Annotated in this window: 19 protein-coding genes; 14 read left to right on the top strand and 5 right to left on the bottom strand. The window is 68.8% G+C overall.

Translation table 11 applies throughout. The features are described 5' to 3' along the window. Nucleotides 1-51 precede the first annotated feature (51 nt). The 6 genes from ACXC9Q_RS21415 (at nucleotide 52) to ACXC9Q_RS21390 (ending at nucleotide 3784) form a co-directional block, all read left to right on the top strand. Entirely contained in the window at nucleotides 52-321 is a 270-nt protein-coding gene (locus tag ACXC9Q_RS21415; RefSeq protein WP_457058377.1) for a hypothetical protein, read from the top strand. A gap of 108 nt (nucleotides 322-429) precedes the next feature. Then, on the top strand, nucleotides 430-1215 hold the full coding sequence (locus ACXC9Q_RS21410; RefSeq protein WP_457058376.1) for an SGNH/GDSL hydrolase family protein: 786 nt from the start codon (nucleotides 430-432) through the stop codon (nucleotides 1213-1215). A 44-nt stretch (nucleotides 1216-1259) separates the two neighbouring features. Continuing rightward, the gene (locus ACXC9Q_RS21405) at nucleotides 1260-1667 is read left to right on the top strand and encodes a MarR family winged helix-turn-helix transcriptional regulator (protein ID WP_457058375.1); all 408 of its coding nucleotides are present in this window, start codon (nucleotides 1260-1262) and stop codon (nucleotides 1665-1667) included. Continuing rightward, the gene (locus ACXC9Q_RS21400) at nucleotides 1664-2050 is read left to right on the top strand and encodes a hypothetical protein (protein WP_457058374.1); all 387 of its coding nucleotides are present in this window, start codon (nucleotides 1664-1666) and stop codon (nucleotides 2048-2050) included. The genes ACXC9Q_RS21405 and ACXC9Q_RS21400 overlap by 4 nt, the downstream gene beginning before the upstream one ends. A gap of 40 nt (nucleotides 2051-2090) precedes the next feature. Then, nucleotides 2091-2915, top strand: coding sequence for a MerR family transcriptional regulator (locus ACXC9Q_RS21395; RefSeq protein WP_457058373.1), 825 nt, complete (start codon nucleotides 2091-2093; stop codon nucleotides 2913-2915). Further along, nucleotides 2915-3784: a transglutaminase-like domain-containing protein gene (locus tag ACXC9Q_RS21390; protein WP_457058372.1), complete on the top strand. Its 870-nt coding sequence runs from the start codon at nucleotides 2915-2917 to the stop codon at nucleotides 3782-3784. Before ACXC9Q_RS21395 ends, ACXC9Q_RS21390 begins: the two co-directional genes overlap by 1 nt. 86 nt (nucleotides 3785-3870) lie before the next feature. Here ACXC9Q_RS21390 and ACXC9Q_RS21385 read toward each other — a convergent pair whose 3' ends face one another. Then, a complete protein-coding gene (locus tag ACXC9Q_RS21385) occupies nucleotides 3871-4740 on the bottom strand; it encodes an alpha/beta fold hydrolase (protein WP_457058371.1) in 870 nt (289 codons plus the stop codon). A gap of 93 nt (nucleotides 4741-4833) precedes the next feature. Continuing rightward, nucleotides 4834-7428: an alpha-glucan family phosphorylase gene (gene glgP / locus ACXC9Q_RS21380; protein WP_457058370.1), complete on the bottom strand. Its 2595-nt coding sequence runs from the start codon at nucleotides 7426-7428 to the stop codon at nucleotides 4834-4836. A gap of 206 nt (nucleotides 7429-7634) precedes the next feature. On the opposite strand from glgP, the gene ACXC9Q_RS21375 reads away from it, so the two are divergent. Then, nucleotides 7635-9623, top strand: coding sequence for an alpha-1,4-glucan--maltose-1-phosphate maltosyltransferase (locus ACXC9Q_RS21375; RefSeq protein WP_457058369.1), 1989 nt, complete (start codon nucleotides 7635-7637; stop codon nucleotides 9621-9623). Here the strand turns inward: ACXC9Q_RS21375 and ACXC9Q_RS21370 are convergent. Next, nucleotides 9620-10783 carry a threonine synthase gene (locus tag ACXC9Q_RS21370; RefSeq protein WP_457058368.1) on the bottom strand — a complete coding sequence of 388 codons (1164 nt, stop codon included), beginning with the start codon at nucleotides 10781-10783 and terminating at the stop codon, nucleotides 9620-9622. The two genes, ACXC9Q_RS21375 and ACXC9Q_RS21370, sit on opposite strands and share 4 nt — an antisense overlap. An 11-nt stretch (nucleotides 10784-10794) precedes the next feature. Then, on the bottom strand, nucleotides 10795-11385 hold the full coding sequence (locus ACXC9Q_RS21365; protein WP_457058367.1) for a winged helix-turn-helix domain-containing protein: 591 nt from the start codon (nucleotides 11383-11385) through the stop codon (nucleotides 10795-10797). A gap of 511 nt (nucleotides 11386-11896) precedes the next feature. On the opposite strand from ACXC9Q_RS21365, the gene ACXC9Q_RS21360 reads away from it, so the two are divergent. Then, nucleotides 11897-16249, top strand: coding sequence for a S8 family serine peptidase (locus ACXC9Q_RS21360; protein ID WP_457058366.1), 4353 nt, complete (start codon nucleotides 11897-11899; stop codon nucleotides 16247-16249). A gap of 67 nt (nucleotides 16250-16316) precedes the next feature. Beyond that, on the top strand, nucleotides 16317-16937 hold the full coding sequence (locus ACXC9Q_RS21355; protein WP_457058365.1) for a Type 1 glutamine amidotransferase-like domain-containing protein: 621 nt from the start codon (nucleotides 16317-16319) through the stop codon (nucleotides 16935-16937). 165 nt (nucleotides 16938-17102) lie between these two features. Here ACXC9Q_RS21355 and ACXC9Q_RS21350 read toward each other — a convergent pair whose 3' ends face one another. Continuing rightward, on the bottom strand, nucleotides 17103-17699 hold the full coding sequence (locus ACXC9Q_RS21350; protein WP_457058364.1) for a winged helix-turn-helix domain-containing protein: 597 nt from the start codon (nucleotides 17697-17699) through the stop codon (nucleotides 17103-17105). Between the two features lie 570 nt (nucleotides 17700-18269). On the opposite strand from ACXC9Q_RS21350, the gene arfA reads away from it, so the two are divergent. From arfA to ACXC9Q_RS21325, 5 genes are all read left to right on the top strand, one after another. Further along, nucleotides 18270-19358, top strand: a complete 1089-nt coding sequence (gene arfA / locus ACXC9Q_RS21345; RefSeq protein WP_457058363.1) for a channel-forming protein ArfA/OmpATb — start codon at nucleotides 18270-18272, stop codon at nucleotides 19356-19358. A gap of 116 nt (nucleotides 19359-19474) precedes the next feature. After that, nucleotides 19475-20191, top strand: coding sequence for a sunset domain-containing protein (locus ACXC9Q_RS21340; protein ID WP_457058362.1), 717 nt, complete (start codon nucleotides 19475-19477; stop codon nucleotides 20189-20191). Nucleotides 20192-20214: 23 nt separating this feature from the next. Then, nucleotides 20215-20418: a type II toxin-antitoxin system HicB family antitoxin gene (locus ACXC9Q_RS21335; protein WP_457058361.1), complete on the top strand. Its 204-nt coding sequence runs from the start codon at nucleotides 20215-20217 to the stop codon at nucleotides 20416-20418. 566 nt (nucleotides 20419-20984) lie between these two features. Beyond that, nucleotides 20985-22700: a maltose alpha-D-glucosyltransferase gene (gene treS / locus ACXC9Q_RS21330; RefSeq protein WP_457058360.1), complete on the top strand. Its 1716-nt coding sequence runs from the start codon at nucleotides 20985-20987 to the stop codon at nucleotides 22698-22700. Beyond that, nucleotides 22700-24112 carry a maltokinase N-terminal cap-like domain-containing protein gene (locus ACXC9Q_RS21325; RefSeq protein WP_457058359.1) on the top strand — a complete coding sequence of 471 codons (1413 nt, stop codon included), beginning with the start codon at nucleotides 22700-22702 and terminating at the stop codon, nucleotides 24110-24112. The genes treS and ACXC9Q_RS21325 overlap by 1 nt, the downstream gene beginning before the upstream one ends. Nucleotides 24113-24143: the final 31 nt, after the last annotated feature.

Below are 24143 nucleotides of genomic sequence, written 5' to 3'. Positions count from 1 at the left end.
GGAGGAGAGGGAGCGATGCTCACCACCGCAGTAGGCACCAGGAAGCATTCCATGACCAGCCGGCTCGCCCGGTTGGCCGCGGGGGCGGCAGTCAGCGTCGCCTTCATGACAACCGCCGCGCCGGCGATGGCCAGCGAGCCGCCTGAGCCGCCTGGCGGATCCCACGACCAGACGACCGCGCCCGCTGCAGCGGGCGACACAGTGGACCTGAGCTCAGTCGCTCTCGGTGCCCTCTCTGGCATCGCGCTGAGCGGCGCGGGTCTGGGTATCGCGTACGGGGTCCAGCGCCGGCGCGACCGCTCCACCGCGCATCCCGCCTGAACGGGGCGACCGGCCGGGACCTGTCCATCGGGTCCCGGTCGGTGCCGTTCGCGCGCTCTGATGGGTCGTTAACCTTCCTGCAGTACATTCGCTGGTCACCGTCTGTTCATGTCTGGGGGACCGATGTTTTTGCTGCGTCGTGGGGTGCGTGAGCGGACGACGCCGATCGGTGCGCTGCACCACGCGATCATGCGTTGGGGTGAAGCCGAGCGGACGAGTTCGCGGCTGGCAGTGCAGCGCTGGGTGGATGGCGTCGCGTACGTCGACGTACAGGCTCGGACATTCGCCGACTTCTGGACACGGCAGAACGAGAAGGCGCTGGACGCCGACGGACCGCTCTGGGTGGTGCTCGGCGACTCCACTGCTCAAGGGCTTGGTGCGTCGTCGCCACTGCATGGGTACGTCGGCCAAGTGCTCAACGCGCTGCGTCGGACCGGCAGTCCGTGGCGGGTACTCAACCTGTCGCGGTCCGGCGCGCAGACCCGGCACGTACTGGAGGAACAGCTACCACTGGTCGATGGACTGACGCCTGCGTTGGTGACGTGCGGCATCGGCAGCAACGACATCCTGGCCACGCCGCCGACGCGGTTTCGCGACCACCTCCGGCAAGTGATCGAGCGGCTCCCGTCCTCATCGGTGGTAATGGACCTGACCGTCCCGGACCGCCTCTGGCGCATCGGCGGGGTGTGCAGCCCGTACGTGACCGGCATCAACCAGCTGATCAACACCACCGCGACAGAACGCGGTCTGCCGGTGGCTGAGGTTTCGCAGCACGCCCGGCCGCCATGGCGCGGCATGCTCGCGCCGGACAGCTTCCACCCCAACAACCTCGGCTACCGCCGCCACGCCGACGCCCTGCTCGCCGCCCTGCCGGCCGCTGTCCTCGCGCCCTGACGATCACACTGGGCAAATACTACGGATCCGGATAATCTGGATTCGTGGAAAATGGATTGTTGGTGCTGTTGCAGCGGGCTACGCATGTGACGTTGCAGGTGCTGGGGACGGAGCTGGGTGAGCTGGGGCTGACCGCTTCCGAGGTCAACGTGCTGGCGAATCTGGCCGACGGGCAGGCGCGGACCGTGTCCGAGCTGGGTGCGGCTGCGGGAGTCAGGCCGACGACGCTGACCGGCGTACTCGATCGGCTAGAGCAGAAGGGGCAGATCACCCGGGCCGCGCGACCGGGTGATCGGCGGGCCGTGGAGATCGCGCTGACGAAGGTTGGGGTGAAGAGCGCCGGTCAGGTGCAGCGAGCTTTCGCTGCCGTGGAGAAGCAGGCGCTGGCCGGGGTGTCGCCGACCGCTGTGAATCAGGCTCGCAAGGTGCTCACCGCGTTGGCGGCGATATGAGCACCTTCGACGAACTGATGCGTGAAGTGATGGCGACCGCCGACCGGTTCGGGCACCGGGAGCACGTGCACTTGACGTGGCTCGCCGTACGGCGGTGTGGGCCGGCCGGCGCGGTCGAGTTGATCAGCGACGGGATCCAGCGGACCGCGCGCTACGCGGGAGTGCCGCAGAAGTACAACGCGACCGTGAGCCGGGCCTGGGTCGAGTTGACGGCGTACCACATGGACGAGGAGCCGGAAGCGACCTTCGAGGAGCTGGTCACGCACAATCCGGGGCTCTTGGACAAGCGGCTGCTGATGCATTTCTACCAGTCGCGCACGCTGGCGTCGCCGGCCGCTCGGACGGGGTGGGTGCAGCCCGATGTGAGGGCGTTCCCAGGATGACGCTTTACCTTGCCCCTGGGGCAGGGGGTTTGATGGTCGCGTGTTGACGATCAGTGAGTTCGGACGGCGGACCGGGCTTTCGCACAAGGCGTTGCGGTTGTACGACGTGTCCGGGTTGTTGCCGCCGGCCCAGGTGGACCCGGCCAACGGGTACCGCCTGTACAACGAGGAGCAACTGGAGCGCGCCCGCCGGATTAGTGTGCTGCGGCAGCTGGACATGCCGTTGACCAAGATCGCCGAGATACTCGCGGGGTCCGACGAGGAAGCGCTGATCCGGCTGGACCGGTGGTGGATCGCCCAGGAGGCGACCACCGCGGCCCGGCGGGCGACGCTGCAATACCTGCGGGACCGGTTGAGCCGGACGGGGACGTCTGGGTTGCCACCCCGGCCGGTGCTGACCCGCGACGTTCGGGCGACGAAGATCGCGACCATCCGGACCGATACGGATCAGCAGACGCTGATCGGGGTGATCGTGTCCTCGACGTACGAGATCCGCGCGCACCTGGCCGCCGCGGGGGCGACGCTGACCGGAGAGTCGTGGGTGATCTTCCACGGCGCGGTGACGCCGGAGGCCGAGGCGCCCGTCGAGGTGTGCGTGCCGTTCGACGGGCTGGTGGATCCGGCCGGGCCGATCGCGATCCGGGTCGAACCGGCCCATCGCGAGGCGTACTGCAGCATCACGATGGACGAGTGCGCGTTTCCGCGGATCATGCTCGCCTACGACCTCGTCTACGACTGGGCGCGCGCGGCCGGTTTGCCCGAAGCAGGTCCGCCGCGGGAGGTCTATCGGCCCGACTGTCATCTGCTTCCGCGAGACCAGCCGGCCGTCGACATCGCTCTGCCCATTCTCGAAAGGAAAGCCTGATGGACTACGCGGTTCAGACCGAGTTCAGTGACCCCGGCGTACACGCCGGTTTGTTCGATGCGTTGCCGGACGACCTTGCCGGGATCGGAGCAGTGGTCCGCAACCTGCTGATCCACTACCGCGGCGGCGGGATCGAGTTCACCGGAGACCGGCTGGCCGAGATCGACCACCGGTGGGTGTCAGCGATGCTGACGACCGACCAGAAGCGCAACGGTACGGCGCTCGCCGTACCGCGGGAGCCGGTCGACCGGTTGGTCGGGTGCTGCCGGGACTACACGCTGATGTTCGTCTCCGCCCTGCGGCACAAGGGGATTCCAGCCCGCAGCCGGATCGGGTTCGCGGTGTACTTCGCGTCCGGGTTCAACCACGACCACGTCGTCGCGGAGTACTGGAACGGCGACCGCTGGGTGATGATCGACCCTGAGCTCGACCCCGCCGGCGACCAGCCGTTCAACCCGCTGGACATGCCGAAGGGCCCGTTCCTGTCCGCCGCCGAGGTGTGGCTGGGCGTCCGCGCCGGCGACCTCGACCCGGATCTCTTCGGCGTCGACCCCGGCCTGCCGATCCGCGGCGGCTGGTTCATCCGGAACTACGTCCACGTCCAGCACGCCCACCTGCAAGGCGACGAACTCCTGCTCTGGGACAGCTGGGGCACCATGTCCGGCAGCCTCGACGGTGCCGACGTGGACCTGACCGACCGCGTCGCCCGCCTATTGGTTGCCTCCGACAACGGAGATGAGACCGCCGGCAAGGAACTGACCGATCTCTACCGGTCCAACCCGGCCCTCACCTTCACCGGCCGTGCCTTCGTCACGTCCCCCGCGCGCACCGAACACGCCTGGATGAATCTCACCCGCCCGACCGAGTAGCCCGCGCCTGACCCGGCGACCCCTGAAACGGCGCACGGTCGGCGGCGGCAGGTCGACGTGCCTGGTGAACGGCGCCGGCCTGGTGGTCAGGTGAGGTGGGTGACCAGGTCGGCGACGATGCGGTCGATCCCGTTCAGCAGGGAGAGGTGGCCCTCGCCCGCTTCGAAGTGGAAGGTGGCGCCGGAGACGTGGCCGGCCAGCCAGTGGCCGTGGGCCTCGGGGACCATCCGGTCCTGGTCGCCCTGCCAGATCGCGACCGGCGTGCTGATCCGATCGAGGCGGAAGCCCCAGTCCTTGACGAAGGCCAGGTCGTCGTCGCGCCAGCCCGCGATGCTCTCGGCGACGGAGCGCCGGGCCGAGGCGGCGAGCCAGTCCAGAAGCGGGCCGGTCATCGCCGCCTTGTCCACCTCGGAGACCAGATCACCGAAGGCGGCCGCCAAGTCCTGCGGTGCGGCGCCGGCCAGCTCGCTGGACTGCTCTTCGATCAGCGGCTCGAGCGCCGCGCGGCCCTTGAACGCGGCGCCGAACTCGGCGACGTTCTCCTCCCCCATGCCGGCCACGAAGTCCAGCCCGTCCGCGTTGGCCGGCCCGACCCCGGCGAGCGTGGCCGCCGCGATGCAGCGGCCGGGGAGCAGCGCCGCGCAGGCCAGCGAATGCGGGCCGCCACCGGAGAGGCCGATGCTGAGGAAGCGGTCCGCACCGATCGCGTCCAGGACACTGCTGACATCGGCGGCCACGTCGCTGATCGAGCGACCAGGCTGCGGTGTCGACGCGCCGTACCCGGGCCGGCCGGGGCTGACCAGTCGTAGCCCGTGCCGCTCCGCGGCCTCGGCAAGTGGAGCTAAGCGGACGGCAGCACCCGGTGTGCCGTGATGAAACACGAGCGGTATCCCGTCCGCGGGCCCCTCGATCAGGTACTCCAGCTTGCGGCCATCGGCGAGTTGCACGAACTCCATGCGCGAAAGCCTAGCGTCGGGGGCCGCGCTCGCCGACAAACGAACGACCCCGCCTGGTGAGGCAGGCGGGGTCGTGTGTTTGTGATGAAGGGCTCAGAATTCGGAGCCGACGGGGAGGTCCGGGGCGGACGGGTCGTCGGGGTCCGAGGGACCGGCGGCCAGGCCCATTTCGGCCGGGGTGGCGAGGCCGTTGTGGTTGGGGACCACCCGGACGGTGTAGCCGAAGGGGCCGGTGCGGTCCAGCTTCAGTTCGCCTTCGTAGCGGTGGCGGTTGCCTTCGTAGGTCTCCGCCAGCGACAGCGACGCGCGCACCGGGTCGGTGATCTCGTCGTTGGTGTCGACGCGGCCGTGCAGCACCTCGACGCAGATGTCCGCCGGGGTCAGGTCGCCAAGCGCCGCGAACGCGCGGACGCCGACGGTGGTCCCGAGCTGCGGTACGTCGCCCAGGCCCTGCAGCTCCACGTGGTCGACCCGGATCTGCGGCCAGGCCGTCCGGACCTTCTTCTTCCACGCGGCCAGCTCGCGCGCACCGTCGTACGTCGCGTTCAACGACCGCGAGGACTTCGCGGCCGGCACGTACAGCTGCTCGACGTAGTCGCGGACCATCCGGGTGGCGAGCACCTTCGGGCCAAGCTCCTTGATCGTGTGCCGCAGCATCTCGATCCACCGGCCCGGCACCGCACCGTCGTAGAACCGCGGCGCGACCTGCTTCTCGATCAGGTCGTACAGCGCGTGCGCCTCGAGGTCGTCACGCCGGTCGGTGTCCTCGATCCCTTCGGCGGACGGGATCGCCCAGCCGAACTCGTCGTCGTACCACTCGTCCCACCACCCGTCGCGGATGGACAGGTTCAAAGCGCCGTTGAGCGCCGCCTTCATGCCGGACGTGCCGCACGCCTCGTACGGGCGGAGCGGGTTGTTCAGCCAGACGTCGCAGCCCGGGTACATCGGCTGCGCCAGCGCGATGTCGTAGTCCGGCACGAATACGATCCGGTGCCGCACCTCCGGGTCGTCGGCGAAGCGGACCATCTCCTGGATCAGCTTCTTGCCGCCCTCGTCGTGCGGGTGCGCCTTGCCCGCGATGACGATCTGCACCGGCCGCTGCGGGTGCAGCAGCAGCGCCTTCAGCCGGGCCGGGTCGCGCAGCATCAGCGTCAGCCGCTTGTACGACGGAACGCGCCGGGCGAAGCCCATCGTCAGCACGTCGGGGTCGAGGATCGAGTCGACCCAGCCGAGCTCGGCGTCACTGGCCCCGCGATTGATCCAGGACTGCCGGACCCGGGCCCGGGTGTCGTCGATGAACCGCTGCCGCAGGATCCGCTTGGTCTCCCAGATCTGCTGGTCGGTGGTCTTGTCCAGACCCTCGAAGACGGTGTCGCCCTCGGCGGTGTAGTTGGCGTAGGTCAGCTCGTGGATCTCCCGGGGCACCCAGGTCGGCGCGTGCACGCCGTTGGTGATCGAGGTGATCGGCACGTCGATCGGGTCGAAGCTCGGCCAGAGCCCGGAGAACATGCCGCGGCTGACCACACCGTGCAGCTTGGACACGCCGTTGGCCCGCTGGGCGAGGCGAAGCCCCATGATCGCCATGTTGAAAACGCCCGGGTCGCCGCCCTCGAAGTCCTCGGCGCCGAGCTCGAGGATGCGCTCGATCGGGACCCCCTGGCCGAACGCGTCCGGCGAGAAGTGCTGCTGGATCAGCTCGACCGGGAACCGGTCGATACCGGCCGGCACCGGGGTGTGGGTGGTGAACACGGTGCCGCCGCGGGCCACCTCGAGCGCGGTGTCGAAGTCGAGGCCCTGGTCGGCGGCGAGCTCGCGGATCCGCTCGACGCCGAGGAAACCGGCGTGGCCCTCGTTGGTGTGGAACACCTCGGGCGCCGGGTGGCCGGTGATCCGGCAGTACGCGCGGACCGCGCGGACACCGCCGACGCCGAGCAGCAGCTCCTGGAGCAGCCGGTGCTCCGTCGTACCGCCGTACAGCCGGTCGGTCACCTCGCGCTCTCCCGCGTCGTTCTCCTCCATGTCGGAGTCGAGCATCAGCAGCGGCACGCGGCCGACCTGGGCGACCCAGATCTGCGCGTGCAGCTCGCGGTTGCCGGGCAACGTCAGAGTCACGGTCGCGGGGGCGTCACCATCCCGGAGCAGGCTGATCGGCAGCCCGTCCGGATCCACCAGGGGGTAACGCTCCTGCTGCCAGCCCTCGGCGTTCAGGTACTGCGCGAAGTAGCCGTGCCGATACAGCAGACCGACACCGATCAGCGGTACGGCGAGGTCGCTGGCAGCCTTCAGGTGATCACCGGCCAGGATGCCCAGGCCGCCCGAGTACTGCGGCAGCACGTGGGTGATCCCGAACTCCGGGGAGAAGTAAGCCACCGAGCTCACCGGCGAACCGGCCTCGGTCTGGAACCAGCGGTCGTCGGTCACGTAACCGTTCAGGTCGGCTACGGCCAGCTCCAGCCGGCGGAGAAAGGCATTGTCATTGGCCAGCTCGTCGAGCCGGGCCGCCGGGACCTCACCGAGAAGCTTGACCGGGTCACCGCCGGTGCTCCGCCACAGCTGCGGGTCGACGGCCTCGAAGACGTCCTGCGTCTCCGGGTGCCAGGCCCAGCGGAGGTTGTTCACCAGGGTGCCCAGGCCGGTCAGCGGCTCGGGGAGGACAGGGCGGACGGAGAATCGTCGTATCGCTCGCACCGGGACACCGTACCGGCCCGAGGTGCGCAAGACACCCTCGGCCTGCATCGATTTTGCAACGCGAGCAAGATTTTGCAGAGGTGCATGTCACAGGCAAGCACTGGGAACCCATAACATCAGTCCTGTAGTTCTCGACGTAGTTACCCACCCCGCCGGATCCGCAACCGGGCGGATCCACACTCAGACAGGGAAGGTTCGTCTACGCCATGACTGGGCGCATCCCGATCACCGAGGTCACCCCGACCGTCGACGCCGGAGCGTATCCGGCCAAGGCGTCGGTCGGCGAGACGTTCACCATCGCTGCCACGGTCTTCCGGGAGGGCCACGACGCGGTGAACGCGAACGTCGTGCTGACCTCGCCGTCGGGACAGACCAGACGGATGCTGATGACCCCGGTCGGCCAGGGCAGCGACCGGTGGACGGTCGACGTCACCCTGCAGGAGCAGGGCGCGTGGACGTTCGCGGTCGAGGGCTGGAGCGACCCGTACGGGACCTGGCGGCACAACGCCGAGATCAAGATCCCGGCCGGGATCGACATCGATCTGATGTTCGCCGAGGGCGCGGCGTTCTTCGACCGGGCGGCCGCCGGTGTGCCCCCCGCCGTACGCGCGGATCGCGCCACGCTCGGCGATGCCGCGCATGCGCTGGCGAACGGCGCGCTGCCGCCGGAGGCCCGGCTGGCCGCGGGGATCTCGCCGCAGGTGCGGTCCGCCCTCGGGCGGTATCCGGTCCGCGAGCTGATCACCTCCTCGGAGACCTATCCGGTGTGGGTCGACCGGACCCGCGCGCTGTACGGCAGTTGGTACGAGTTCTTCCCACGGTCGGAGGGAGCGTCGTACGACGAAGAGACCGGGCAGTGGACGTCCGGGACCTTCCGGACCGCGGCCAAGCGGCTCGAGGCGGTCGCGGGGATGGGCTTCGACATCATCTACGTGCCGCCGATCCACCCGATCGGTCACTCGTTCCGCAAGGGCCCGAACAACACCCTCGACCCGAAGCCGGGTGACCCGGGTTCGCCCTGGGCGATCGGGTCGGAGGAGGGCGGCCACGACGCGATCCACCCGGAGCTCGGCACCTTCGAGGACTTCGAGTACTTCGTCAGCCAGGCTCGCGCGGTCGGCCTGGAGGTCTCGATCGACCTGGCCCTGCAGGCGTCGCCGGACCACCCATGGGTCAAGGAGCACCCGAAGTGGTTCTCGGTCCGCGCGGACGGCTCGATCGCGTACGCCGAGAACCCGCCGAAGAAGTACCAGGACATCTACCCGATCAACTTCGACAACGATCCCGAGGGCATCTACGCCGAGGTGCTGCGGATCGTGAAGCTCTGGATCTCCTACGGCGTGACCGTGTTCCGGGTCGACAACCCGCACACCAAGCCGGTGAACTTCTGGGAGTACCTGCTCGGCGAGATCCGCAAGACCGACCCGGACGTGGTGTTCCTGTCCGAGGCGTTCACCCGGCGGCCGATGATGCGTGAGCTGGCCAAGGTCGGGTTCCACCAGTCCTACACGTACTTCACCTGGCGCAACGAGAAGTGGGAGCTGGAGGAGTACCTGCAGGAGCTGACCAAGGAGACCGGGCACTTCCTGCGGCCGAACTTCTTCGTCAACACGCCGGACATCCTGACCGCCTATCTGCAGTACGGCGGTCCCGGCGCGTTCAAGATCCGGGCGGCGATCGCGTCGACGTCGTCACCCTCCTGGGGCGTGTACGCCGGGTTCGAGCTGTTCGAGCACGTCGCACTCCGGCCCGGCTCGGAGGAGTACCTGGACACCGAGAAGTTCCAGCTCCGTCCGCGGGACTGGGATGCCGCGGCGGCCGAGGGGCGGACGCTCGCGCCGTACCTGACGCTGCTGAACAACATCCGCCGCCGGCACCCGGCCCTGCAGCAGCTGCGCAACTTGTCGCTGCACTCGGTCGAGGACGACGCGATCATGTGCTACTCGAAGCGCACGACCGCGCCCGACGGCCACAGCGACACCGTCATCGTGGTGGTGAACACCGACCCGCACTCGGTCCGCGAGTCGATGGTCCACCTCGACATGGCCGCGCTCGGCATGCGCCCCGAGGACACCTTCACCGTGTACGACGAGATCAGCGGCGCGACCTGGCGCTGGGGCCAGCAGAACTACATCAGGCTCGACCCCAACGGCGAACCGTGCCACATCCTCGCCGTCCGCCGCGGCCAGGCCTAAACAGTCTCGGGGTACTTCAGACCCGCGCCGGTGTTCAGGGCGACGACCTGTTCATCGGCGCGGATCCAGCCGGACTCCCGCAGCTGCCGGACAGCCGCGAAGTTCGCTGCCCCCTCGGGACAGATGAAGGCACCTTCCAGCCGGGCGAGTTTGTGCTGCTCCGCCAGGATGTCCGCGTCGTCGACGGCAACGGCACAGCCGTCGGTCTCCGCGATCGCCTGCAGGACAAGGAAATCACCCAACGCCTTGGGCACCGTGATGCCGAAGGCAACGGTCTGCGCGTCCGGCCATGGCTCGCTCTCCGGCAGGCCCTTCTCCCACGCGCGCACGATCGGCGCGCAGCCGGTGGACTGTACGGCGACCAGCCGCGGCAGCGGACCCTCGATCCAGCCGAGGTCGCGGAGTTCGACGAGCGCCTTCCAGATGCCGATGATGCCGACGCCGCCACCGGTCGGGTAGAGGATCACATCGGGCAGCTGCCAGCCGAGTTGCTCTGCGATCTCCAGGCCCATCGTCTTCTTGCCCTCGATCCGGTAGGGCTCCTTCAGAGTCGACACGTCGAGATAGCCCTCGCGCTTGGCCAGCTCCGCGCGGACGAACGCGCCGGCGTCGCCGATCAGCCCGTCGATCAGGTGCAGCTCGGCGCCGACCACGGTCACCTCGCGCCGGCAGATCTCCGGCGCCGCGATCGGCATCGCGATCAACGCCTCCATCCCGGCCCGGGCGGCGTACGCGGCCCAGGCGGACCCGGCGTTGCCGTTGGTCGGCATCGCGATCTTCCGTACGCCGACCTCGTACGCGCGCGACACCCCGACCGCGGCACCCCGTGCCTTGAACGTGCCGGTGGGGATCAGCCCTTCGTCCTTCATCAGCAGCCGGTCGACCCCGAGCTCACGCCCGTACCGCGGCAACGGCAACAGCGGCGTCATCCCCTCCCCCAGGGTCACCACGTTGTCGGCGGATCGCACCGGCAGCAGCTCGTGGTACCGCCACAGGTCCGGAGGCCGCGTGGCCAATTCGTCCTTGGTCAGCGTCACCGCGCGTACGTCGTACCTGGCGAGCAGGGGTGATCCGCACGGGCAGAGGCCGATGACCTGGTCGGCGTCGTGGACGGATCCACAACGAGGGCACTCGAGATGACTCAGCGCAGAGAACGTCACACCTGCAGAAACTACCCGGCCCGGAGATTGGTGATCGCCGGGCGCTGGTGATCGGTGAGACGGAACCCGGTGCCGCGGACCGCGTCGATGGTGACCGTGGTCCCCAGTTCGTCGAGCTTGCGGCGCAGGCGCTTCACCACCGAATGCACGTCGGCGGTGCCGCGGAGGTCGCGACTGCGCCACACGGTCTGGTGCAGAGCGTCGTACGTCCAGACGCGCAGTGGCTCCGACATCAGCCGAGTGAGCAGGTCGTGCTCGAGCTCGGTGAGCTGGATCTCGCGGCCGCGCCAACGGGCGACCGAACGGACCCGGTCGATCGTCAGGACGTCGGCCTCCGGCTCTTCGTCCGAGTCCCGGATCGCGGTGGCGTCGACGGCGTCGGGCTCCGGCGGTTCGGGGTGTTCGGGGGACCCGGGCGGGGGCGGCTGCGCGGGCACGAGCAGCTTGCGCAGTTCGTCGAGGCTGGAGACCAGGAGCAGTGGCGCCACGTCGTCGACAAGCTCGGCCAGGCGGACGCGCTGCTCAGGCGAGGCCGCAACCGCGATAAGCAACGGAAACGGCTCCGGACCAGCCGTGGTCAGATCGAGGTCCGCCGGGATCATGGGGCCTCCCGCCCTGGACTGAGGAGCCCGGTCATGGGGCCGCCCGGCCTGGACTGAGGAGCGCAGGGAGCGAAGCGACCGGAGCGACGAGGGAAGGCCGGGCGTAAAGCCCCATCACCGCGCCGAGCCGGAGGCGAGGCCAAAAGCACAGCGGGGACACGGGCGGTGACCATTTGGTCACGATGTCAACCTCTGCCCGGGATCGTCAACGGACTGCCAACGTTTGACCACTTTGCTTCGATTGGTGCGACAGCTAGTCACATGCTGCTCACCAAGTGTGCTTGTTACCACGTTGTTCTGACACATAGGCTCCACGTCAGGCTCGCGGTGTCACATGCCGCGACCTGGGGGGCACGGAGCGTTCGCCCTGACGCGAACCCCCTTGCACCTCTGCACGCTACGAAATGACTCGGGGGAGTCGACTCGGGGTCGTTCCAAGTGAGGGGCTGCAGAGATGTCACATCAACCACGGAGGGGACTCGCCAGATCGCTGGTGGGTGCCCTGGCGACGGTGGCTGTCGTCGCAACCGGCCTGGCCGCCGTCGGCCAGGCCCAGGCCGCACCGACCACCAAACCCGAAGCTACACCAGCACCGGCCGCCAAGATCAAGCCGGAACTGATGGCGAAGCTGGAAGGCAAGGACGCCAAGGCGGCGACGGACTACTGGGTCCGGTTCGCACCGAAGGCCGACCTGACCGCCGCCAGCAAGATCACCGACTGGACCGAGCGCGGCACCGCCGTGGCCGCCGCGCTGCGCAAGACCGCGGCCGACAGCCAGGCCAAGATCCGCGCCGAGCTGGACGCGCAGCACGTGAAGTACACCTCGTTCTGGGGCACGAACGCGATCCGCATCAACAGCGGCTCGCTCGCGCTGGCCCAGAACCTGGCCACCCACACCGAGGTCGAGGGCCTGTACGCCCCGGTCGCGATCGAGGTGCCCAAGGTCACCCAGGGCACGACCGAGCACGAGATCAACTCGGTCGAGTGGGGTGTCGCCAACATCAAGGCCGACCAGGTCTGGTCGCAGTACGGCGACAAGGGCGAGGGGATCGTCGTCGCCAGCATCGACACCGGGGTGCAGTTCGACCACCCGGCGCTGGTGAAGCAGTACCGCGGCAACAACGGCGACGGCACGTTCGACCACAACTACAACTGGTTCGACGCGGCCGGCACCTCGCCGAGCCAGCCGGCCGACGGCAACGGCCACGGCACCCACACGATGGGCACCATGGTCGGTGACGACGGCGCGGGCAACCAGGTCGGCGTCGCACCAGGCGTCAAGTGGATCGCCGCCAACGGCTGCTGCCCGAGCGACGCGGCCCTGATCAGCTCCGGCCAGTGGATGCTCGAGCCGACCAACCTCGCGGGCCAGAACCCGGACGCGAGCAAGCGGCCGAACGTCATCAACAACTCGTGGGGCTCGCAGCTGCCGTCGAACGACCCGTTCATGGAGGACATCACCCTGGCCTGGACCGCGTCCGGGATCTTCGGTGCGTTCGCCAACGGCAACAGCGGCTCCGCCTGTAACACCAGCGGGTCGCCGGGCAGCCTGACCAGCAACTACTCGGCCGGCGCCTACGACATCAACAACAACATCGCGTCGTTCTCCGGCCGTGGTGCCGGTCAGGACGGCACGATCAAGCCGAACGTCTCCGCCCCCGGCGTCAACGTCCGGTCCAGCCTGCCGGGCAACACCTACGGCAGCATCAGCGGTACGTCGATGGCCACACCACACCTCGCGGCCACGATCGCGCTGTTGTGGTCCGCCTCGCCGGCGCTGAAGGGTGACGTCAGCGCCACCCGCGCATTGCTGAACCAGACCGCCGTCGACGCGCCGGACAGCCAGTGCGGCGGCACCCCGGAGAACAACAACGTCTTCGGTCAGGGCCGTCTGGACGCACTGGCTCTGCTCAACGCCGCACCGATCGGTGACACCGGCACTCTGACCGGCAAGGTGACCGCCGCCACCGGCGGTGCCGCCCTCGCCGGCGCCAGCGTGACCGTGAAGGCGGCCGGCCAGCCCGACAAGGTGCTGACCACCAGCAGCACCGGCACGTTCTCGTCGGTCCTGCCGGCCGGGAGCTACGACCTGACCGTCGAGTCGTTCGGGTACAAGACCCAGACGGCAACGGTCGCCGTCACCACCGGTCAGACCACCACGAAGGACTTCGCCCTGGAGAGCACTCCGCAGGTGAGTGTCGGCGGCACCATCACGGACGGCTCCGGCCACGGCTGGCCGCTGTACGCGAAGGTGAGCGTCGAGGGTCCGGGTGGCGTGTTCGACTACACCACGCCCAGCAACGGCCGCTTCAGCCTGAAGGTTCCGTCCGGTGCCGCGTACTCGCTCAAGGTCGAGTCGCAGTACCCGGGTTACCAGACGGTCAGCCAGCCGATCACGGTCGGCACCGGCAACGTGACCAAGAACATCGCCGTCCCGGTCACGGCCGACTGCATCACCGCACCGGGCTACAAGTTCGGCTCGGACGGTGTCTACGAGACGTTCGACTCCGGCGCGGTCCCGAGTGGCTGGACCGTCGTCGACAACAAGAGCAACGGCCAGGTCTGGCAGTTCAACGACCCGGGCAACCGGGGCAACCTGTCCGGTGGCAGTGGCAAGTTCGCGGTCGTCGACAGTGACAGGTACGGCTCCGGCGGCTCGCAGGACACGTCGCTGGTCAGCCCGGTCGTGGACCTGAGCGCGGTCACCGCCCCGGTGATCCGGTTCAACCAGGACTTCAACCAGTTCAGCCAGGAGAAGGCCGAGGTGGACCTGTCGATCGACGGCGGAACCACCTGGACCAACGTGCTGTCCAACGCGGCGGACGTCCGCGGCGTCCAGGAGATCGCAATCCCGCAGGCGGCCGGCCAGTCCGCCGTACAGGTTCGCTTCCACTACTACGACGCCTCGTACGAATGGTGGTGGATCGTCGACAACGTGCTGATCGGCAGCCAGGTCACCTGTGAGCCGACCGGCGGCGGCATCGTCGTCGGCAACGTCAAGGACGCCAACACGAACGGGTTCGTGAACGGTGCGGTCGTCACCCGTGACGGCAGCTCCGAGTCCGCGACCACCGTGGCGACGCCCGAGGACACCGGCCTGAACGACGGCTTCTACTGGATGTACTCGTCCGTCGACGGCGACCAGGGCTTCACCGCCAAGGCCGGCAACTACGTCAGCGCGACGGCGACCGTCAACGTCGAGGCGGACTGGACGACCCAGGCCGACTACGCGCTGAAGGCCGGCCGGCTGAGCGTCACGCCGGGCAGTGTGTCGGGCAACCTGAGGCTGCCAACCGGCAAGGTCACCAAGTCGTTCACCGTCACCAACACCGGTGGCGCGGATGTCGACGTCAAGTTCGGTGAGAAGGACAACGGCTTCGTCCTCGAGAACGCGAACGGCACCAAGACCACCAAGGCGCAGGTGCTGACCAGCACCGGTGCTCCGCTGCAGCGGCTCGCGGTGCCGACCTCGTTCGCCAGCATGCTGTCGGGCAAGACCGCCGGTACGCCGGCTGTCGCGAAGCCGCTCGCGGCTCCGTGGACCGACATCGCCGACTACCCGGCGACCGTGATGGACAACCGGGTGGTCAACCTGGACGGCAAGGTCTACTCGATTGCCGGTGGCGACGGCAACGCATCAACCGCGAACAGCTACGTGTACGACCCGGCGTCGATGACGTGGACCGCCATCGCTCCGCTGCCGGGTGCCCGCAACGCCGTCACCGTCGGCGTCGTAGCCGGCAAGATCATCGCCAGCTCCGGCTGGGGCGCTGCCGGACCGGACGCGGCGACCTGGGCCTACGACCCGGCGAGCAACGCCTGGACCTCACTGGCGGCCAACCCGGCACCGCGGGCCGCAGCCGGTCAGGCCGTTGCCGACGGCAAGCTGTACGCCGTCGGTGGCTGCACGACCTCCGGCTGTCTGCCGATGAGCAACACGGTGGTCCGCTACGACCCGGCCACCAACGCCTGGCAGACGCTGGCCAACTACCCGAAGTCGGTCGCGTTCGCATCCTGCGGCGCCATCGACGGCAAGGTGTACTGCGCCGGTGGCAACGACGGCGTGAACGCGCAGAAGTCGGCGTACGTCTACGACCCGGGAGCCGACTCCTGGACCGCCGTCGCCGACGCTCCGACCGACCACTGGGCGGCGTCGTTCGCCGTCGCCGGCGGCAAGCTGCTGATCGTCGGCGGGGTGCAGGCCGGTGCCATCACCAACGCCGGGTTCTCGTACGACCCGGCGTCGGACATCTGGGCCGCCCTGCCGAACGCCAACCTGCCGCGATACCGCGGTGGCGCGGCCTGCGGCTTCTACAAGGTCGGTGGCTCGTTGGGTCAATTCACCGCCACGGTCGACAGCGAGGCCCTGCCGGGTCTCGAGGACTGCTCCGAGTCGTCGGCGGACGTGAGCTGGCTGTCCATCGACAAGACCGAGGCCACCCTGGCCCCGGGCGCGTCGACGACGGTCAAGGTCACGCTCACCGCGAACGTGGACCAGCCCGGCACCTACAGCGGTGCGGTCACGATCGGCGAGAACACGCCCTACACGGTGGCACCGGTCGGTGTGACGATGACCGTCACCCCGCCGAACACCTGGAGCAAGCTGCAGGGCACCGTCACGGGCGTCAGCTCGTCCGGCACCACAGCGCCGCTCCCGGGCGCGATCCTCGAGGTGGACTCGTGGGCGCAGTCCTACACGTTCATCACCGACAAGGACGGCAACTACGCCTACTGGCTTGACCGTCGCAACAACCCCCTCACCCTGATCGCCGCCAAGGACGGCTACAAGCCCCAAACCCGCACGACCAAGCTGGTTGCCGGCACCCCGGTCACCGAAGACTTCGCTCTGAAGTCCATCAAGTAACACTGCGCTAGGTAGGCCGGCCCTCGCCCCGCACGGGGCGAGGGCCGGTCCCTTCTAAGGTGTCGACGTGCACCTGTTTCTCGGAAGCCAAGGTCTCGGGGCCTTCCCGGCCTGGCTCGACGAGCTCCCCCGCCGTCCACGCCGCGCCGTCCTCATACCGACCGCAGGCAATCCCCTACCGGCCACTCCCTGGGTCGACGTCGCCATGGACGTGCTCACCACCTGCGGCCTGGGTGTCGTGAGGTTCGACCTCGAAGGCGCCGGCCGCCACGACGTCGACGCCGTACTCGAGAACGCCGACCTGGTCTTCGTGACCGGCGGCCAACCGATCTTCCTGCTCGAACACGCCCAGCGCAGCGGCTTCGCGCAGGCGGTCCCGCCGGCGGTCCGTTCCGGACGTCTCGCGTACGCCGGAGTTTCGGCCGGCGCCCTCCTCACCGCCCCGGATCTCGCGGTGTACGACGCCCCCGACGACCCCGGCCAGGTCAACTCGACCACCGGGTTGGGTCTCGTTCCCTTCTACCCTCTCGTCCACACCAACCGCGGACGCCGCGAGCGCTACCACAAGCTGATCGCCGACCGGCCCGGCCTCACCTTCATCGCCTACAACGACGACGAGGCGTTGCTCATCACCAACGGACTCGTGGACCGGCGCCCGTCCGCGATCACGGCGGACTGGAACCGCTGACGCGCTTTCCGGAACTTCTTCGTCACCAGGCGGCAGTGAAGTTCCGGAAAATCGCGGCTGCCGAACGATCCAGACGCGCGTGTCAACGCGACGTGGACGGTCAATTCGTCGTACCGGCGGGGATCCCCACCAGCTGCGTTCGCACCCGCCGGGACGCTACCTCAGTCAGGTGGTGGGGAGGAGGTGGAAGCCGACGCCGCGGACGGCGTGGATGGTGACGGTGGCGCCGAGGTGGGCGAGCTTCTGGCGGAGGCGCTTGACCACGGAGTGGATGTGCGAGCCGTGGCCCAGGTGTTCGTTGCCCCAGACGGCGTGGTGGAGACGCTGGTAGGTCCAGACCCGGCCGGGTTCCTCGACCAGGCAGTGCAGGAAGTCGTGCTCCAGACGCGTCAGCGACACCTCGCGGTCCTTCCAGCGGACCACCCGGCGGTCGACGTCCAGGAACAGTTCAGGCTCCGGCGCGGTCACCACCGCGGCCCGCGCCGCCGGCATCGCCATCGTCGCCGGTACGGCGACCACGGAAGCGGGCACTGCCTCGATCTGGGCGGGCTGCTCATCGGAGGCCGGCAGCACCGTCGGCGCGAGTACGACGGGACCGGCCGGCGAGGTGATCGCGGTGAGTTCGAGGAACGCGCGGGCCTGGTCCGCACTGGACACCAGCAGCAGCGCGTCGGTCGTGCCGAGCAGCCGCGCGAGCTGCACACGTTCGGCCGTGGACGTGGCCACGCCGATGATCAAGGACGAATCCGACGACCTCTCCATGGCGAGCCCCTCCCCAGATCCAACGCCGGCCAGCCATAAGTACGGTTTACGGCGCGAAGTAAGTCAAGGGATTCCCCGCACCCCGGGCTGGCACAAATGCGACCTGTCCGAGTCAGGACAGAACGGACCTTCTGCCCGGTGTGTGCGTGGTGGCCGATCTGCCGTGTCGTGGTCGTCGGGCGGGCCCTGGTCCGGTGACTTGAGACAGCCCGTGGCCAAAGTGCCGGAGTCCTGAAATGGCTGCGGACCCTGGATGTCGATCGGTGGTATCGCCGCGACCTCGGACAGGTAGTGGGGACCTCGGACACGGCACACCCTGTCCGAGGTCTCCAGATGGTGTCCCAGGTCCCGGGGATCGGTGCCGGTGTCCCGGCCGGCACAGTCCCCTGGCCGTTCGGGGGAGGAACTGTCCGCACTCTATCGAGCACATTCAGTTAAATAAAGAAGTTAACCGAATAAAAATGTTCTCGTGATCATCACGACGCTCCTTCGAGAGGTGTGCAGACGGGGCGCGCGGCGGAGTAATCTCCTCGCGCACGGTCACTCTTGACCGCACCCGACGGAGGAACAGTGCCCGGTCTCGTTCGGCGGCCGATCGTCATCTGGCTGCTCGCGGCCCTCGCGGTCCCGGTGCTGCTGACGGCCGTGCTGATTCCGGCCAGGGCGGGCACCACCGAGGACGATCTCCGCGACCAGACCGTGGCGGCGCTCCAGGCCCGGGGCATCGAGTCCGGGTCCGTCGACTTCGACGGTCGCGACGCCAAGATCGTCGTACCGGCCGGCGTCGACCCCGACCTTGTCCGCGAGGTCGTCGGGACGGTTGAAGGCGTTCGCTCGGTCCGGATCGAGGGCGGGTCGACGACGCCCACTCCCCCGCCGAGCGAGCCGCCCGCCGAGCCGACCGTCGCACCGTTCGAGGTCGGCCGGACGGATCAGTCGATCCGGGTGCAGGCCGCGGTGAAGGATCAAGGCGTCAAGGATGCGATCGCCGCCGAGGTCGACAAGGTGCGCGGCGAAGACCGTGAGTACGACGACCGGACGACGATCGACCCCGCGAACGGGCTGGCCGACGCGACCGCGGTGTCGACCGTGCTGCAGGCGCTCGCGATCGGGACCGGCGACGCCTCGGTCCGGTACGACGGCAGCACCGTGACGCTGACGGGTGAGGTGCCGGATCAGGCGAGCAAGGCCACGGTCGCCCGGGCAGCGGCGAAGGCCGTGCCCGGCGGGGTGATCGCGAACCAGCTGGAGATCCCCGCGCCGCCGACGACCACAGTCAGCGAGCCGTGCCGGACGTTGCAGACCCGGCTGTCGGAGTTCAACCGGCAGCACAGAATCAACTTCCTGTCCGGCACCTCGATCGTGAACGACGCGTCGAAGCCCACTGTGGTCAAGGCCGCCGCACTGCTGAAGACCTGTCCGGCCGCGTTCTTCGAGGTGGCCGGCCACACCGACAACCTGGGCTCGCCCGCGAGCAGCCTGCCGTTGTCCGAGCGCCGGGCCGCCGAGGTCAAGGCCGAACTGGTCCGGCTCGGCGTGGCCGCCGGTCACATCCACGCGAACGGGTACGGCGAGGCCTTTCCGATCGCGCCCAACACCACCGCCACCGGCCGGATCGCCAATCGCCGGGCCGAGATCCGAGTACTGCAGGGGAACTGAATGAGCTGGCTGATCGCACAGATCTGGATCCTGCTGCTGGTCGCGTTCGTGCTCGGCAGCGCGGCCGCCTGGCTGCTGCACCGCCTGGTCCGCACCCCGGCGAGAGGAGCCCGCCGATGAGCTGGCTACTTCGCGACAACTGGCTGTGGTCCCTGATCGCCTTCCTGATCGGCGCCGCCATCACCTGGATCCTCCTCGAACGCCGCCAGCCGGCGCCGGAGGCCCAGGTCGAGGAGCCGGCGGACGAGAAGCAAGAGGTCCTCGTCGGAGCGGCGATCGCCGAGTCCCCACCCGCCGCACGAGCCGAGTCCCTAGCCGCCGCACGAGCCGAGTCCGAACCCGTCGCACGAGCCGAACCGCAACCCGTCGTACGCGCGGAGCCGACACCGGTCCGCGGGGAGCCGAGACCCGTTCGTGTGGAGCCGACGCCGGCCCGCGCCGAGCCGAGGCGCGTCCAGGAGGCGCCGGCGCCCGTCGTACGCGAGCAGCCGGGTCCTGTGTTCTCCCGGCTGATGGAGGCGGAGCCGACCCTCTTCGACCACCTCGACCCGGTCGGCGGCGACGACACAGACGCGACCGAGCCGCAGGTGCGGGCCGATGCGCCACCCGGGCGATACGGTGAGGGCTCGGCCGACGCGGTGCCTCATCAAGGTCCGCCGGACGGGTTCACCATCAAGGGCAACGCCCAGTCGATGCTGTTCCACACTCCCGACTCGCCGTACTACGGCCGGACCAAACCCGAGGTCTGGTTCCGCACCGAGTCCGACGCCGAACGCGCGGGCTTCACCAAGTACACCCGCCGCCCCCGCAAGTCCGCGAACCCCCACGACTGACGCCCGGACCCGAAGGACACCACGTGACGCGCCAGATCCACGTCTCCTACACCGTCGAGCCGGACGAGAACGGGGTCTGGGCCGCCGAGGCCGCCCTGACCCCGGACGCGTTCGCGAACGGCCAGGGCGACACCCGTGAAGCCGCCATCGAAGACCTCCGCGAGGCGATCGCGGTCCTGGCCGCGGAGGTCGGCGTACCGGAGCAGCTGGTCGTCGAGGTCGACTGATGCCGCACGACTGGAACCCGAAGCCGTTCGGCGACGTCAAGAAGGACCTCGAGGCCGGGTTCGAGATGGTGCCCGCCAAGACAGCGGGGCAAGGGCAGTGACGCCCGCCGAGCTCTTCGGGGAGAAGCCGAAGGGCCAGCGGGAGTTGACGCCGAACGACGTCAACGCGGGCGTCGCGGAGGCGGCCGGGGCGGTGGATCCGAAGCGCCGGACGCAGCGATCCAGTGGGCGGCGCGCGACCAAACAGACGGGGCGGAACCGGGAAGAACGGTCGCCGCGGAGGCGCTGAATGGCCCTGTGGGATAGGGGGATTGGGCCCCTATTTGCTTGTACTGGTGGAGGCCCGTCACACTGAGCGGAACGCCTTGCCGGAACCGTCCGTCCCGGGGCGTCCACCACATCACCGGGCCCACCCGGGAGCCGCGCGCTGTCCCCCTCGCACTCCGATGCGAGGGAGTACGAACCCCACGACGGGGTACGGGAACCAGTGCGGGTCCGGGCGAGTCCACACACCGTCGTCACGTCGTGGCGACAAGCCGCAGTACCGCTAGGTTTGGAGACACCCGATGGAGGTGAGCGTGACCGACATGCTGCCGGAGCAGCACCACGGACTGACGAAGAGTGACCCGCTGTGGTTCAAGCGGGCCGTCTTCTACGAGGTCCTCGTGCGGTCCTTCAAGGACTCGAACGCCGACGGCATCGGCGATCTGCAAGGCCTGACCGAGAAACTCGACTACCTCGAGTGGCTCGGCGTCGACTGTCTCTGGTTACCGCCGTTCTATCCGTCGCCGCTGCGCGACGGCGGCTACGACATCTCCGACTACACCGGAGTGATGCCCGAGGTCGGCACGATCCCCGACTTCGCCGAGTTCATGGAGGCCGCACACGCGCGCGGGATCCGGATCATCGTCGACTTCGTGATGAACCACACCTCCGACCAGCACCCCTGGTTCCAGGAGTCGCGGAACAACCCGGACGGCCCGTACGGCGACTTCTACGTGTGGTCCGACACCGACGAGCAGTACTCCGACGCCCGGATCATCTTCGTCGACACCGAGACGTCGAACTGGACCTGGGACCCGATCCGCGGCCAGTACTTCTGGCACCGGTTCTACTCCAACCAGCCGGACCTGAACTTCGAGAACCCGGCTGTCGGCGACGCGATGATCGAGGCACTGAAGTTCTGGCTCGACCTCGGCGTGGACGGCTTCCGGCTGGACGCGGTGCCGTACCTGTTCGAGTCCGAGGGCTCGAACTGCGAGAACCTCCCGCGCACCCACGAGTTCCTCAAGCGGGTCCGCAAGGAGGTGGACGCGAACTACTCCGACCGCGTCCTGCTCTGCGAGGCGAACCAGTGGCCGGCCGACGTGGTCGAGTACTTCGGCGACCGCAGCTCCGGTGGTGACGAGTGCCAGATGGCGTTCCACTTCCCGCTGATGCCGCGCATCTTCATGGGCGTACGGCGGGAGTCGCGGTTCCCGATCTCGGAGATCCTGGCCCAGACCCCGGAGATCCCGGACACCTGCCAGTGGGGCATCTTCCTGCGCAACCACGACGAGCTCACCCTCGAGATGGTCAGCGACGAGGAGCGCGACTACATGTGGGGCGAGTACGCGCAGGACCCGCGGATGAAGGCGAACATCGGCATCCGCCGCCGGCTCGCACCGCTGCTGGACAACGACACCAACAAGATGGAGTTGTTCACGGCGATGCTGCTCAGCCTGCCGGGCTCGCCGATCCTGTACTACGGTGACGAGATCGGCATGGGCGACAACATCTGGCTCGGTGACCGCGACGGCGTCCGGACGCCGATGCAGTGGTCGCCGGACCGGAACGCGTCCTTCTCCACCGCGACACCGGGCAAGCTGAGCCTGCCGGTCATCATGGACCCGGTCTACGGCTACCAGGCGGTCAACGTCGAGGCCGAGATGGAGAACGCGTCGTCGCTGCTGCACTGGACCCGGCGGATGATCCAGACCCGCAAGCAGCACCCGTGTTTCGGCATGGGTACCTTCACAGACCTAGGGGGTTCCAACCCCAGCGTGCTGTCGTACGTGCGCGAGTTCGGTGACGACGTGGTGCTGTGCGTGAACAACCTGTCCCGGTTCCCGCAGCCGATCGAGCTGGACCTGCGGCACTGGCAGGGAGTGGAGCCGATCGAGCTGCTGGGCGGCGTGCACTTCCCCACCATCGGGGAGCTGCCCTACCTTTTGACGCTCAGCGCCCACGGGTTCTACTGGTTCCGGCTGCCGAAGCCGGCCGACCACGAGGAGAGCATGTAGTGAGTTCCCATCTGGACCAGGTCCAGTCCTTCTGCGCCGGCCAGCGGTGGTTCGGCGAGAAGGGACACGACGTCCACGTCGACGCGATGGCCACCTCGGTGTGGCTGTCCGATGCGGACGTCTGGCCCGCGGTCCGGATCGGGTTCGTCTACTGTTCGGGTCCGCCCGGGTCGGAGTTCCCGATCCGGGTGTACCAGCTGCCGCTCAGCTACCACCGCACCCCGGTCGAGAACCTCGGCCACGCGCTGATCGGTGAGTGGGCGGAGCCGGACCTGGGCGACGCCGAGGTCTGGGTGTACGACGCTCTGCACGACAAGGAAGCGACTCCGTACTGGCTCGACGGGCTGACGCACGGACGGCGGCTGGACGGGCTGGAGTTCCATCCCGTCCACGCTCCGGATCGGACCATCGTCGTACCCGAGGACGCGCATTCGCTCGTCCTCACCGTCGAGCAGAGCAACACGTCGCTGGTGTTCGGCGACGTGGCGTTGCTGAAGGTGTTCCGCCGGCTCGAGCCCGGGAGCAACCCCGGGGTCGAGATCGAGTCGGCGCTCACCGAGTCCGGGTCCGAGCTGGTCCCGGAGGTGCTCGGATCGGCGCGCGGCAGCTGGCCGCGGGCCGGCGGCGGCACCGACAGCGGCGAGCTGGCGATGATGACGGCGTTCCAGAAGAACGCGACCGACGGCTGGTCGTTCGCGACCTCGTCGGTGCGGGACCTGTATGCCGAGGCGGATCTGCACGCCGAGGAGGTCGGCGGTGACTTCGCGGCCGAGTCGCATCGGCTGGGTGCGAGCACGGCGCAGGTCCACTCCGAGCTGGCCAAGGCCCTCGGCACGGATATCTGGGAGCCGGCCAAGCTGGTGGAGCACGCCGCCGCGATGCAGCGCCGTCTCGAGCTGGCGGCCGCGGCCATCCCCGACCTCGCGCCGTACAAGCCCGGACTGACCCGGTGGTTCGAGGCACTCGCGGCGTACGACCAGCCGGTGCCGGTGCAGCGGATCCACGGTGATTTCCACCTGGGCCAGGTGCTGCGGACGATCGACGGCTGGAAGCTGATCGACTTCGAGGGTGAGCCGGCCAAGTCGCTGATCGAGCGGCGGGCGCTGGACACCGCGGTCAAGGACATCGCCGGGATGCTGCGGTCGTTCGACTACGCGGCCCGGTCGCTGCTGGCCGATCACCAGGGCGACCAGCAGATCGCGTACCGCGCCGCCGAGTGGGCGAGCCGCAACCAGGAGGCGTTCTGCGACGGGTACGCCGAGGTCGCGGGCACCGACCCGCGTGAGCAGAGCGTGCTGCTGAGCGCGTTCCTGGCCGACAAGGTCATCTACGAGACGCTCTACGAGGCCCGCAACCGGCCGACCTGGCTGCCGATCCCGCTGGCCGCGGCAGCCCAGCTGGCCGAACACTGATTCGCCTGGCCCCGGTACGCCGCACGGAGGG

The sequence above is a fragment of the Kribbella sp. CWNU-51 genome (genome assembly GCF_054073265.1).
The sequence above is the reverse complement of the archived record's forward strand: the minus strand, read 5'-3'. Positions and strand labels throughout refer to the sequence as shown.